Raw genomic sequence first — 14,420 nt, forward strand, 5'->3', positions numbered from 1 at the left:
CTTTTAGGTGTTTTTTTATGTTTTTTGCATTCAAAAAGGTGCTATAATAAGTTTGATTATTTATATGAATTTATTATGCTGCCAATAATTAATCAATATAAATAGAACCTACTATTTTCACAAAATAAACGAAAGGAAAAAATGACTAAAAAACATTTAGTTTTTACTAGTATTTTTGGTGCGGTAATTTCTTTACCAATGGTTGCAATTAGCTGTACAAAACCCGCTGAAGAGCCAACGCCAACGCCCACACCTACACCTAAACCAAATCAACCTGAAAAACAAACAAGTAATGAATTTCAAACTACACTTAATGACCTCGGTAAATCAATTAGTACCGAAGAGCTTTTCAGAAAATTAAATAATATGAAAGGCGAAAATAAAACTGCACAAGATTTTATTAATTACCTTAATCAATTCACAACCGTTGCTGTTGTCTTTGACGATCAACATCTTTTTGAATTTGTAAGTTTTACCGCCAACGGTAAAAACAGTGTTACTTTTACTTGAAAAGTAACTGATAAAGCAGCTAATAAAAGCGAAACAAAAGAAGTTGTAATTTCTGGTTTTGCCCCTTACATCGAACAAGGTGCACACGGCGCAAACTGAAGTGACTTAAGTAGTAATGTTGTCATCGGTGATTTAATTTTTACCCATTATGTTACAACAGAAGGAGAAAAATTAACAGCACCCGAATTTGATGATATTGCCAAAGAAGCAAACAAAAAAATGTTCGGAAACCAAAAAATGCAACTTGACTTTTTAAAGAAATACTTCCAAATTGAAGGCGACATTGTTGAATCAAATAAATATGAGTACTTCTTTAATATCGGAGATTCACACAGTCACGGAACAGGTAACTACCACTTTTATGTAACAGCCTTTAACAAAGCGACTGGAAAAATTATCGAAGGTGCCGACTTAAAAGGCCACCCCGGCTTTAGTATTGTTGGTTGAAATAAAATTAACAAAACCCACGAAACCGAATTCGCAAAACAAGTTAAATACGAAGGCGCGAAAGTTTTAGCGCAAGTCGTGCTTGATGAACTTAAAAAACTTACTAATTTCGAAGAACAATTTGCTGCATTATCAAAATATGTAGCAACCAATTTTGAAGAATACAAAAAAATAGCCGATAAACAATTTGAATACCAATTTGATTTAACTAACTCAAGCGCGCCAAATGAAAACACACTTGAACTTAAAATCCAATTCAAGAAAAAAGGTGCCGCATCCTTTGGAGCTGATGATGTAAAAGATATTGTTATTAGCAGATTTAATACAATTATTACCTTAGGAAATTACGAAGTAACTATTAAATCACCTTACAAACTTGGTTCAAGAGATTTCGCAAGTCTAAAAGACAAATTTAACATTGCTAAAGCACTGCACGTTAATGTTGACGACTTAGTTGGCACTGTTAAAAAATTCGTGTTCGAACCCGTAAAAAAACAAACTAAAAATGTTGCAGGCAAAGATGTTGAAGACAAAGAGGCTGAATTAAAAGATTTTGATGCTAAATTTAACATTTTATTCCCTGATGATGGTTATAATGGCAACACGCATGAAGAGATTGATGGTAGTTTATATGACATAACAGATGCTAAAGATTCTTATCCTGCCGATGTTTACCATCACGCTTTGTGAATTCGTGATAATCTACCTGCCATAATTGCCACAAGATTCCAACTTGGTGATTTCGAACTTGAAAAATACAACAAATATCTTGAAGGCGCTAATAAATTTGTTTTTGATGCTCTTAACTTCTTAGAAAAAGCTAAGTTCTATAAAATAAAGCAATCTATTGATGAACGAATTGCTTTTTATAACAAACACCAAATTGCCCACACACACCTTGATCATCTACTTGCTAAAATCACTGATGCAGTCGAAAGTAACAAAATCGATATTATTAGCGAACTAGTAACAAGAATCGAACAAGAACTAAACACATTCTATCAAGGTGACGAATTACAACTTAGTTTCCAAGGATTAATCTTTTACGCCGAACAACTTGGTTTTAACTTCGAACAAATTAACGCAACCGACAATTTTACATATGAAATTAACTATAGTGAAATTAAATCATCAAGTAAATCAATCAATATTCCTATTACACTAACCGACAAAACAACAAGCAAAACACAAAAAATTACATTAACTTTATCTTAGAATCATGAAAAAAATAAGCAAACTAATTACTCTTTCTCTAACTCCAGTTGTTGTTTTAAGTACAATCGCCTGCCAAAGCGAAAACAATCATAATACGCAATCAAACAAAACTAAAGAATTAATTGAAGAATACAAAAAACTAGCAGCCAGTGTTCTTTCTTATAAACAAACTCATTTTCCACTTTATGCGCAATATAACAATGGTAACTATACGCAAGAACTTTTTCTAGAACACAAAACAAAAATTAATTCCTTTTTTAATGAATTAACTAAATATACACAAGATTTAGTTAACAAAATTAAAGCATTAAAATCACAAAGTTGACAACTAAACATTGATAAAAGCGATCCAGCCATTAATAATCCTGATGTTAAATTGTTTAAATTCTGGTTCCCTAGCGGTTTAGAAGTAAATGCACTGGGCTTAAAAGCGTTTGGCAATTCAAAAATTATTATTGATGATGCTAAAACCCAAATCAAAGATAAAGTTCCAACAATTTTAAATGAACACTCTAACAACATTAATCGTTTAAATTATTTACTTGAATTTTTCGCAAATCTTGGCGAAAATGAAGAAATCAGCGACTTGGAATTACAAGAAAATATCCGTCTTGCTTACAATTTTTTAAAAGAATACTTATTTGATAAAAGCGAGGATAATTCTACCTACAACATTCTTGGTAAAGACCACGATTCACAATTAAGTCAACACACCCATAGTCATGCGATGATAAACATTACAATTACAGCTGTAATTGAAAACATTGATTTATTTAAAAATCATTTAAAAAAGTTGGTCGATTATTACAGCGATTATAAAGAAGATAATAAATTCACTTTCATCAAAAACATTGGTGCAAGAGAAAAAATCAACAACTTAATTCAAACCGAGATCGTTGCTAAATATAACCAAATGTTACAAATAATTGAAGCCGCAGAACAAGAAATTACAATAATGCGTAACGACTTTCTTAGTTTAATTTATCCTCACTTAGAAAAAATGATCCAAATTTTAGGACTAAAAGTTGATGAAACTTTAATATAAAAAACACACCAAACGGTGTGTTTTTTTAAATGTAAATTTTTACCTTAACCTAAAATTGTTTTTAATCCTACAGAAGCAAAATCTTCTATAAATTTAACAACTTCTTCTTTAGAAGAGGTTTTATCAATTGCATCAAATACCGTTTTTTTGGTATCTTCAGCTACTTTTTTAAAAGCCTCTGCACCTTGCTTTTCTAGTTCGGTTGCAAATTTTGAATCAGCAAAAATTTCGTTTGTTTCAACAGTGATATCACTCAATACTTCCGTAATTTTTTTCGCTTCTTCTTTATACTTGTCGTCGCTAAAACTTTTTGCAAGTTCAGCCAAAACTGTTTCTTTGTCTGTATCTTTTGCAATTAAACTGGTAAGTAATATTAATTGTTCTGAGCTATTAAGCTTCTTTAATGCGTTATTAAATGTTTTTATAACAACCCTTTTTGATTCCTTTTCAAATTCTTCTTGCGACATACCTGCCGGTTTTTCGAATAAAGAGCCGCCATGGTGTGAAGCAGATAATACTTCTTTCTCTAATGCCGCTCTTTCAGTATCGCTTAATTTTTTACCTGTAATACTTTCATATGTTGAAAAATCAATTTCTTTATCGCTAACCCCTTTATCACAAGAGATAACACCAAATGCTGGTAAAATGGCAACTGGTGCTAATGAAAATAATAAAATCTTTTTACTCATAATTTCTCATTTATATATATTATTTTATTTAGTACTTTAATTATAGCTAAAACAAAAACTACCTTCATAAATTAAAATTGTTTCTTACAAAAACTAATCGTTATTTTCATTGATTTATATATTTAAAATCAGCAAACTTCACCTAAATTATCGATCATAAATAAATCTAAAATAACAATGTCTACACAATAAAATAAATAGGAAGAAATAATTCCTCTTCAATTAATTCAAGCGACAAATTATCAATAGCTTTAAGTGTATCAACTTTTAGATTGACATTTTGCTTTATTTTTTTAATGTATGTCGAATCTAAAAGTCTACTGCTTTCTATAGCCTTCAAAGATTCGAACGCTAATTTTGGATAAATCGATAAAAACGCCTCGATATCTGCTTTAGTTATATTTTCTAATTCTTCAGGCTCGAACAAACTTCGAAAATAACACATCAAAAAATTATTTTTTACAGCAAATTTTAATTGTATATTACGTAATTGATAATAAAGAGTAAGAATTTTTTCATCAACCTGTTCAATCTTTATTTTTTGATCATAATATGGATTATGGATAATTTCGTTAGAAAATTCTTTAACCGTGTTTAAAAATCTGTCATTCTCTAATGGTGTAAGTTTTCTACCAAAAACCTGCTTTAAAAGACTAGGATCAATACTTGTTGAGTTTTGTTTTTTTCTCAACAAAAAATAAGCCGCCGCTAAGGTAATTGGGGAAAATAAAAAATATCTTCATCTCCTATGAACTTTTTCTTTTTTCTTTTTAACTTCTTGTTTATAACTTATAGTAGTCAAACAAGAAAGGGAAGCGGTTAGCAAAAATAAAAAACTTAATAACTTTTTCATAATATTACTTTAAATTATTTTATTATTTTAGTCAATCTAAGCAAAAAGAGCTATATTCTCTTATCATCGCCGGCATCTTTTTCAAAACTTCAGAACGATATTTTAAGGCGAATATACTTTCCCGTATTTGGGCATTAATTTTTTCTTCTTCGTATGTTTTTAGCACATATGACAAAACATTACGCCATTCCTTAGAAAATACATCCGCGTCCGCCTTTAATTTTACTAAGTCAAGGTCAAATCTTATCAAAGTAATAACTAGATCAGTAAAATCGCTGCAATAGTTATCATGACTTAAAATTTCTTTGTATGATTCAAAAATACGTGACTCGTTACCTTTCTCTTTAAACACAATCTTAAAAAAATCTTTTATTTTTTGCGAAGATTCATCTATATTAAGTATTAGTAAATTTAGCATTTTAGTAACAAGTCGCTTTTTCTTTGTCTCAATTTCCAAATCTGAAAAATTTTTATTTATTTTATCCTCACGGTCGATTAAATTTCGAGTTTTTTTACTAATTTCGTACTTTTCGTCCAAAGTAAATTTCATTTCTAACGCGTTTTCCAGCCTGTCAAAATCAATATCTTTATCTGATAACACATATTTATCACAAGAAACAGCTGTAAATGTAGGCGCTAACGCAATTGAAGCAAATGATAATAACAACACCTTTTTACTCATATCATCCTCCTGTAAACGTATCATATAACTATTTATAAGTTATATTATACTAGGCTCGCACATATACTTTGCCTGTTTTTAATCTTTATCTTATTATTAAGTTCAATATAATATCGTTTTTTTCTTTATGCATTCAAAACATTTTATTAAAAAGTAATATAATAACTTTATATTTTTTTAACAAATACAATTAATTATGCAAACAAAAATTATTTCAAAAAGTAAAAAGTTGACTAAAAAGCCAACCGCATATTTAATAGCGGTTTTAATTTTCTTATGCTTGAGTTCACTATATCTTTATTTCGCCATTAATAATGTAATTGATTTACTTTGAAATTTTAATAGCTACACTTCAAATCAAAAAATCAAAACTTGCGCAATCGTTATCTTTATCTTCTTAGCATCAATCTGCCAGTTTTATTTTTGATACATCGGAATAGTAGATTTTGTTTTTTGATTATTCTTTTGAATTAATCGAAGTAAAAATGCTAAATTAATAAGAAAAATTGCTAAAACTACTGTTAGTTTAGATCATGCGCGAGTATTGTTGCTTTACTGTACTTGCGATGATTTTAACGAAGAAGCACTAATAAAATCAATGCAACAAAATTATCTTAATTACAAAACTGTGATCTTGGATGACAGCAAAACACAAAAATTTAAAGATAAAATTGATTTATTTAAAATTAAATATCCAAATGTCAAAGTTATTAGAAGAGAAACTAACATCGGTTATAAAGCCGCAAATATTAACAATTATTTAAAAACTCGTTCAGATTATGATTATTTTGTTTTATTAGATTCGGACGAAATTATTCCAAGCAACTTTATTACTTCTTGCCTTAAATATTTTAATTATTTCACAAACGTCGGGGTTGTTCAAGCTAACCACAAAGGTAAAGGGGGGGTGAACGATTTTCAAAAACTGTTTTCTTACTTCATCCTTCCTTCGCTCTCAATTAACCTAGTTACAAAAAATGAATACGGAATTGTTTCATTATTTGGACATGGCGCAATGGTGTCGCGCCAATGCTATGAATCAACGAAAAACGGATTCCCAGAATTAATTTCTGAGGATAACGCATTTACAATTCAAGCACTTAATAATAATTTCTTTGTTTATTTTGCTCCAAATATTATTTGTGAGGAAGATTTTCCAGTTAATTATTTTGCTTTTAAAAAACGTCAAACAAAATTCATTAACGGTAACTTACAATTTAATAGCCTGATTCTTAAGAAGGAATACAACATCAAAGCACCAGCATGACAAAGATGAAACTTTCTTACCCAAATCGGACTTGTTTATTTAACAATAATTTTAGGCTTTCTTTTCTTGATTAGCACCACAGTACTTGTATGTCTAAAATCAAATAATTATAAAGAGATGATTATCATCTTATACTTTTCTATCTTTTTAATGGTAGCGCCTTGATTAAAAGAAATTTTAAATCAGTGCAAATATATCGGAATTCGCAAAACCTTAATTTATCTTGTTTTATCCTTCCTACTAATGTTTTCAATTTTCACTTTATCATTAAGAACAATAATCTCAATCTTCTTTGGTAAAAAAAGTGGCTTTATTGTCACTCCTAAGGAAAATAAAAAGCTACGCTTTTGAGCTATCATTAAATATTGTTTTCTTGATATTTTAGTCTTTTTAATTTTAGTAACCGTCTCAGTTTTAATATCTTATTATTTTGCTTGACAATCAATTTTCATTTTCTTACCATTTATTTTTGGTTCAATTAGCTCAATTATTTTTGCATCATTTACTAATATAAATACACTTACATGAAAGAGTCGGGAAAGAAATTTTCTTAATTTCATTACATGCGATACAGGAGGTAGAAAATGAAAAAATATGTATTCATTCCAATAACAAACACATTCGATGAAAAGGAAGTGGTTAAAACAATTCGCTCAGTTAATAAAAAAGTTAAAACTTTTTTTAAGAAAAACAAATCTAAACGCGAAATGATTGATCAGCTTTCATTTACTTTTATTGTTAATAAATCAATGCTGCCATTTGTTATTAATAATAAAAAAATCAATGAAACTTTTGCGGTATTTGATAATGCGCTTTTTGATGCTAACAATGTTTTAAAAAATAATCTATTGCCAATTTTATATGATTCAATCATTCCTGATTTAACACACTTATTTACAAGTAAGTACATCAACAATTACAATGTTCAATTAATTGCAACAGATGATATTAAAGATAAAATATTAAAATTGTTAGATAAAAATATTACTCCTGTAGTTTGCTTTGAAAAACCTGATTTTAAACTTATTAGTGATTTGCTAACAGCTAATTTAAACGTTCCGATGCACAGCTGATTATTAATGGTAAATAATTTTGAAAATGATATCGAAGATCAAATTAAAGCATTACAGGCAAAACTCAAAAATCCATTAATACGTTTTGGTTTATTTATTGATGAAAATTTAGATCAAAATCACCTAAAAATATCTAATTACATTTTTTTAAAAAATGAAGAAAAAATTAACGAATTTGTTGATAATTTACTTAAAAATGTATAGAAAAACTTGCTAAATTAGCAAGTTTTTTTATTTACAAAAAGCGTTAAGAGCAATCTCGAACATCAACGAAAATTCTTTCAATCTTTCATCACTAGTCATCGACTCGTGAGTGATTAAATTTTCTGAAATAGATAATAAAGCGGCGGCTTTTTTATTCGATCTTTGCGCTGTTGCAAAAAGCGCAAAACATTCATTATCAACACAATCACTCTTTGTAATTTTTAGTGTTTGTTCTAGTGGTCTAATCGAATAAAAAACATCTGTTGTGTGCACACAAACGTTTCTTAAATTTACGTTCATATTCTTTGCACTATTTTTTAAAAGTGTAAGTGTTTCTGCATCTGGTTTGTTTTTAAGCGTTCTTTTACCTGTCATCAATTCAACAAAGCCATAACCATCAGCTACAGCACTTGTTACAAGAACTGGTGTTTTAACACTTAAATCTTCTAAGTATGCTCCTGCCGAACCTAATCGAACAATTGTATCGACATCATAAAAATTAAATAATTCGTAAGCATAAATTCCAATCGATGTTGGGCCCATGCCACTTGCACCAATGGTAATTTTCTTTCCATTATAGTAACCAGTATAAAAATAAATATTTCGAACCGCAGAAACTAACTTAACATCTTTTAAATATTTTTTTGCCATCAATTCGGCACGCAGTGGATCCCCAGGCATTAAAACTACTTTTGCAATTTCGCCCGGTTCACAAGCAATATGTGGTGTTGCCATTTTTCTCCTTAAATTAACATAATTAACATAAATAATAATATGACAAATTCGATTAATTTTTGTATCAGTTTTGTTTTATAACTGAAACTGAACCACATACTAAAACGCATAAAAGATACTTTTGCATATAAAAGAAAGGATAATTATATATGCGCTAACTTCAGCGCACAAAGGAAAAATGATGAAAAGTAAAATTTTATTTTTAAGCGGAATTACCGCATCAGTACTACCTCTAATGCCTTTGGCTATTAGTTGCAACCCTGCTGAACAGAAAAGTGAAAAAACTTTTGATGAATTAACCCCAAGCGAAAAGCTTAAATTTATTGAAGAAAAATTCAATAAATTAGATGAAAATGATAAGAAAAAATTCTTGAATAATTCAAAAGCGTTAAAAGAATTATTAACTCAAGACGAAATTCATACATTAATTGATGAATTAAACAAAGACGCAGCACAATTTGGCTCAATTGTTTGATATATTAAATCAGCGGAATCGCTTATTGGTAAAGAACAAGCATTTGCTTATGCTACAAAAGCGTTCGATGAATTAAAAGCAAACCCTACTTCAAAAACAGTGTTTGACTTTAGTCAAAACTTCAATACAGCCCAAAAAGTTGATAACCCTGCGCCAGGACTTTCAATCCCTGTTGTCTTTATGGATATAGATGAAACTGTATTACAAAATGACTACACTGAAGCGTTTGGAATGCTAAATGGTGGTTATAGCGGTGATATGAAGGAAACTAACGACCTTAAAGCAAAAAGATTTGCTGTTCCTGGCGCAGTTGATTTTATTAACCACGTTCAAGAAAATGGTGGTTTAGTAATCTACCAATCAGATATGAATCAATCAACAGCTGTTGTTGAAGCAGTAAAACAAAACCTAAAAAATGTTGGTGTTAAATATGTAGAAAACTTCCAGTTCTGAATGCGTGGATCAATGCCATATGTAGCAGAAAATGAAACTGATATTTCAGACGAAAAAACTAAAAATTTAAGTGAAGCTCAACTTAAAGAACTTGCAAAGAAAACTAAGTTCACTACCGATTTTAGCCCTAAACCTTGAAGAACATGAACCAATTCAAAAGCTGCATATATATTAGGTAAATTAGTATATAAAACAGACAGAATGCAAGGCACAGATTCAAACACAAATGGTTGAGACTTTAGCCAAGAAGATAGTAAATCAGGAGATAAAGTTAAAACACTCACATTAATGAAAATTGGTGATAATTTTAATGACTTTTTCGACCGTTTATCTAAAGGTAAAGCCAACGATGAAAGAAATAAAATTTACACCGAAAATAAAAAACTACAAGCCTTATTTACAACAACTAACGCTAATGCATTAGTTGCTAAAAAAGATGGTGAAAGCTACATTCTTGAAGAAGTAACAAATCGTCCTAACGCATATATCTTAATCCCTGGAAATAGTGAATATGGCGGTTGACTAGATCCATATGGATACAAAAATACCTTCAAGAATCTATATGAAGAACTAAAAGCAATCCTTGCTGATAAAAAATACGAAACAGGTCCTTCAATTTAAAATTACTAAACAAAAAAATAAAAATTTCAAGAAATTCTCAACGTATTTTCTTCAAATTAATAAATTTTTGTTTATATAAAAAGCCCGCGTAATTGTGGGCTTTTTATTATCTAAAGAAATATGCTATCAAGTCAATGCAAAAGTCTTTAATAACAAAATTATTATTTATTACAAACACGGTCATAAATCGTATCACAAGTAAATTAGTTAATAAATAATGTATTTATTAAACGCGAAAAAAGCACTTGTATACAGCCATTTTACTGATATTAATATGCTATAATATTTAGATAAATTAATAACACAAAAATTTTAATTATTCGGAGATGATATGAAAATCAAATGTATTAAAGAAAGTTATGTAAACACTTCACAAAACATTTATGACTCTGATTATATTTGTTTGGCAAATATCAAAGACGATAAAATTGCGTTTGATAAAACGACTCTTTTCCTTTCTGAAGAAAGAAAGAGGGAATTAAACGCTGAAGAAATTAAAAAAAATCTCAATTGCGTTTACCTTTTTAAAAACAAAAACGCTTATGGTCTAATCGCTAACCTAAGTTTGGAAGAATATCAAAATAACAACATTAAATCTCATGAACTTGTTTACCCAAATATCATTCAAGGAATGGTTAATAACATTTACCACTACAACGCAGAAGCGAATCCTGTATTCATTACCTACGATAAAAAGATTGATTTAAAAACTTTTATTGATAGCAATAAATACACAGAGAAATACACATTTCCAGATTTAGAACTATATGCCTTTAATGATAAAACGGCAGAAGAGATTATAGATAATTTTAAAGATATCCAAACAATGTATGTAGCCGATGGTCACCACCGACTTTATTCAAGTTTATTTTCAAAAAATAAACGTACGATCTTAACCTGTTTTATGTCATTTGATCAAGTCAAAATTCAAGCAATTCACCGTTTAATCAGAAATGTTGATGCAAGCAATTTTGAAATGGCAAAAAGTTTTATTAATCAATATTTAGAGATTAAAAATGATATGCCATTAAGTAGAGGGCACGTAAGAATAACATATCAAAACAAGTCTTTTATTGTCAAGTTAAAAGATGGGGATGATGATTTGTTTTGAAATAATGACGTTTACAAAGTTAATACCCAAATCATCACAACAGCCTTCCGTACTCAAAATTTAAATGATGTTGAATTTATTAGAGATTATGATTTACATGATGTAAAAAAACGTCTATCAAATAATGATGTTTTAATCGAAATGAAACCACTAAAAATCTCACAGTTTATTGATTTAGCAAATAAAAACTACATATTACCACCAAAGTCTACCTGTTTTACGCCAAAATTTCCATCTTTTTTAGTTTTTAAAAAATACAAATAGGACATTATATATGAAAGCAATAATTTTAGCAGCGGGCACAGGCAGTAGACTTAAAAAATAACTAATGATAAAACTAAATCAATGGTTAAAATCAATGGCGTTTCACTAATCGAGAGAATGCTTACTATTCTTGATAAAAAACAACTTTCAAAAATCATAATCGTAGTTGGTTACAAAGCAAACGAGTTTATCTCATACATCAATAGCTTAAATATAAAAACAAATATTGAGTTTATAGAAAACCCAATATTTGATCGTACCAATAACATTTATTCACTTGCCCTTACTAAAAAAGAAGCAATAACAGATGATATTTTACTATTAGAATCGGATTTAATTTTTGATGAAAATATGATCGATGTATTAATTGAAAATAAGCATTCTAATTTAATTTTAGTCGATAAATTCGCTCACTGAATGGATGGAACTTGTCTCGAATTAAACAAAAACAATACAATTAAAAAATTTATCGACAAACAAACATTTGATTTTGCGAAAGCTAATCATTATTTTAAAACAGTTAATATCTATAAATTTGACAAAGAATTTTTAAAAAACATTTATTTTCCTGCTTTAGAAAAATTCATGGACAAGAATGGAACAAATCACTATTACGAAGATGTCTTAAAAGATATTATAAAAACAAATAAAGATATTTACGCTCAACCAATCAACCAAAACCACAAATGATATGAAATTGATGATGAACAAGATTTAAATATTGCCGAATCAATTTTTGCAACAGGCGAAGAAAAACTCGAAAAATTCCAATCACGCTATGGCGGCTACTGACGTTACCCAAAACTATTAGACTTTTGTTACTTGGTTAACCCTTATTTCCCAACACAAAAAATGAACGAGGAAATTAAATATCTTTTCAACGAACTTGTAGGACAATACCCTTCTGGTTTAGAAGTTAACTCAAATTTATGTGCCAAAATTTTTAACGTTAATAAAGAACACATTGTGGTTGGTAATGGTGCTGCCGAATTAATTAAATCCGTAATCGAGTCACTTGAAGGTAATGTTGGTTTTATTCGACCTACATTCGAAGAATATCCAAATCGTTTTAAAAAATTAACACCCGTTCCTTATTTCCCTGATAATGACAACTTTACATATGATGCAAAGACAATTATTAACTTTTTCGATAATAAAAAACTCAAAGCATTTGTCTTAATCAACCCTGATAATCCAACCGGAAATTATTTACCTAAAACAGAAGTTTTACAGCTGATAAAATGAGCAAAGAAAAATAATATTTTCTTTATTTATGATGAAAGTTTTTCAGATTTTGCAGACGAAATAGACAACACTTTAATCGTTGATGAATATTTAGATCTTTATGAAAATATGGTAATTATAAAATCAATTAGTAAATCTTATGGTATTCCTGGTTTTCGATTAGGTGTATTGGCTTCAAGTAATAAACAATTAATTAAACAAATTAAAAAAGATGTTTCGATTTGAAACATCAATTCATTTGCCGAATATTACTTACAAATTTACGAAAAATATAAAAAAGATTACTTAGTAGCATTAGAAAAAATCAAAAAGTCGCGCCAAACATTTTTAGCAAAACTTAAAACAATTAAGGAAATTAGAGTTGTCCCAACACAAGCTAACTATGTAACAATAGAATTATTAAAAGGTACATCAAAACAAATCTGTATTGATATGCTCGAAAATGATATTTTCATTAAAGACTTAACACCCAAAATTCCCAATACCAAAAAACAATGAATTCGTGTCGCAGTCAGAGATGATATAGATAACAAAATTTTTACCAAAGCAATAAAGCAATATTTTAAAAAATAAGGAAAATATGACAGATAAACAAATTAGAACACTTGATCTACTTAAAGAATTTGTAGAAATTGCTGACAAACATCAACTAGAATATTTAATTTTTTACGGAAGTTTACTAGGAACAATTAGACATAATGGTTTTATCCCCTGAGACGATGATATCGACTTAGTAATTACAAAAGAAACTTATGATTTTCTTGTCGAACACTACCCAGATAAAATAAAAACAAACGAAAATAGTAATAATTTTTTATTAATACCAAAATTTTCAAATGATGATGATACAAACATCAACGCTGTTTTTCTAGATCTTTTTGTTATTGTTAAGACATCTAAACCTAATATTAAAAAATATACCTCGCCAAAGAGGGTGTTACGTTGAATGGCAACTTTTATTAATAGAAAAACACACAAATACCAATGAGGAATAAACATTTTAAAAGTATTATTTTTCTGAACAAGATGATGAAAAAAATATACTTTTAAAAAGGCTTACAATGATTTGTATGATAAAAACGGTGACGTTTTCTGCATAATATTTAGTCCGATGAAAAAAGATACATTATGTAATATCTTTGATAATATAGACTTTAAAAATTATAAAACTCATAAATTCGAAGACACAGTAGTAAGGGTTCCTAACAACTGAGAAGAAATCTTCTTAAAAAATTATGGTCCTAACTGAAGAACTCCTATTAAATATAAATATTGCGAACATTTCGGTATGTATGATATGTACGTTTGCACCTATAGGCCAAAAAATAAAAAATAATATTTACGCATAAATTATAAAAACAAAATAAATCGTATTTCAATAAAATATCAATATTTAATGTTGATTTTTATTGTTTTTTGTTTAACAAAATTTATACAAATTGCCGCTTAGTTTTTCATTTAATGTTGTTTGTTTTGTAATAGAAATGATTATATATATAATTTTGGTAAAATAAAATATATACATATTTTT

12 protein-coding genes are annotated in these 14,420 nt (G+C 28.6%); 8 read left to right on the forward strand and 4 right to left on the reverse strand.

All coding sequences use genetic code 4. The annotated features are described in order from the left end of the window. Positions 1-141 precede the first annotated feature (141 nt). Positions 142-2,172 carry a hypothetical protein gene (locus NPA09_RS02755; RefSeq protein ID WP_129723076.1) on the forward strand — a complete coding sequence of 677 codons (2,031 nt, stop codon included), beginning with the start codon at positions 142-144 and terminating at the stop codon, positions 2,170-2,172. A gap of 4 nt (positions 2,173-2,176) precedes the next feature. Beyond that, complete coding sequence (locus tag NPA09_RS02760; RefSeq protein ID WP_129723074.1) at positions 2,177-3,217, forward strand: MAG5150 family histidine triad lipoprotein; 1,041 nt, start codon at positions 2,177-2,179, stop codon at positions 3,215-3,217. A 44-nt stretch (positions 3,218-3,261) separates the two neighbouring features. On the opposite strand, the gene NPA09_RS02765 is transcribed toward NPA09_RS02760, so the two are convergent. The 3 genes from NPA09_RS02765 to NPA09_RS02775 form a co-directional block, all read right to left on the reverse strand. Then, complete coding sequence (locus NPA09_RS02765; RefSeq protein ID WP_129723072.1) at positions 3,262-3,906, reverse strand: hypothetical protein; 645 nt, start codon at positions 3,904-3,906, stop codon at positions 3,262-3,264. A gap of 181 nt (positions 3,907-4,087) precedes the next feature. Further along, entirely contained in the window at positions 4,088-4,759 is a 672-nt protein-coding gene (locus NPA09_RS02770) for a hypothetical protein (RefSeq protein WP_129723070.1), read from the reverse strand. A 22-nt stretch (positions 4,760-4,781) separates the two neighbouring features. Further along, the gene (locus NPA09_RS02775) at positions 4,782-5,441 is read right to left on the reverse strand and encodes a hypothetical protein (RefSeq protein ID WP_129723068.1); all 660 of its coding nucleotides are present in this window, start codon (positions 5,439-5,441) and stop codon (positions 4,782-4,784) included. Between the two features lie 196 nt (positions 5,442-5,637). Here NPA09_RS02775 and NPA09_RS02780 point away from each other — a divergent pair, with 196 nt between their 5' ends. Together NPA09_RS02780 and NPA09_RS02785 are read left to right on the forward strand one after the other, a co-directional pair. Continuing rightward, on the forward strand, positions 5,638-7,320 hold the full coding sequence (locus NPA09_RS02780) for a glycosyltransferase family 2 protein (protein WP_256541818.1): 1,683 nt from the start codon (positions 5,638-5,640) through the stop codon (positions 7,318-7,320). Next, the gene (locus tag NPA09_RS02785; protein ID WP_129723065.1) at positions 7,293-7,985 is read left to right on the forward strand and encodes a hypothetical protein; all 693 of its coding nucleotides are present in this window, start codon (positions 7,293-7,295) and stop codon (positions 7,983-7,985) included. Before NPA09_RS02780 ends, NPA09_RS02785 begins: the two co-directional genes overlap by 28 nt. Before the next feature lie 27 nt (positions 7,986-8,012). Here the strand turns inward: NPA09_RS02785 and NPA09_RS02790 are convergent, their stop codons facing one another. After that, positions 8,013-8,720, reverse strand: a complete 708-nt coding sequence (locus NPA09_RS02790; RefSeq protein WP_129723063.1) for a purine-nucleoside phosphorylase — start codon at positions 8,718-8,720, stop codon at positions 8,013-8,015. 181 nt (positions 8,721-8,901) lie between these two features. Here NPA09_RS02790 and NPA09_RS02795 point away from each other — a divergent pair, with 181 nt between their 5' ends. The 4 genes from NPA09_RS02795 (at position 8,902) to mf1 (ending at position 14,225) form a co-directional block, all read left to right on the forward strand. Further along, the gene (locus NPA09_RS02795) at positions 8,902-10,269 is read left to right on the forward strand and encodes an HAD family acid phosphatase (protein ID WP_129723061.1); all 1,368 of its coding nucleotides are present in this window, start codon (positions 8,902-8,904) and stop codon (positions 10,267-10,269) included. Between the two features lie 331 nt (positions 10,270-10,600). Beyond that, a complete protein-coding gene (locus NPA09_RS02800; RefSeq protein WP_129723059.1) occupies positions 10,601-11,644 on the forward strand; it encodes a DUF1015 family protein in 1,044 nt (347 codons plus the stop codon). Between the two features lie 81 nt (positions 11,645-11,725). Next, positions 11,726-13,462 (forward strand): aminotransferase class I/II-fold pyridoxal phosphate-dependent enzyme, encoded by a 1,737-nt coding sequence (locus NPA09_RS02805; protein ID WP_256541819.1) that lies wholly within the window; start codon positions 11,726-11,728, stop codon positions 13,460-13,462. 7 nt (positions 13,463-13,469) lie between these two features. Further along, positions 13,470-14,225 (forward strand): diacylglycerol cholinephosphotransferase Mf1, encoded by a 756-nt coding sequence (gene mf1, locus NPA09_RS02810; protein WP_129723055.1) that lies wholly within the window; start codon positions 13,470-13,472, stop codon positions 14,223-14,225. The last annotated feature ends 195 nt before the right edge of the window (positions 14,226-14,420 follow it).

Origin of the sequence: Mycoplasmopsis equigenitalium, from assembly GCF_024498255.1 — a bacterium.
Lineage (GTDB): Bacteria > Bacillota_I > Bacilli_A > Mycoplasmatales > Metamycoplasmataceae > Mycoplasma_H > Mycoplasma_H equigenitalium.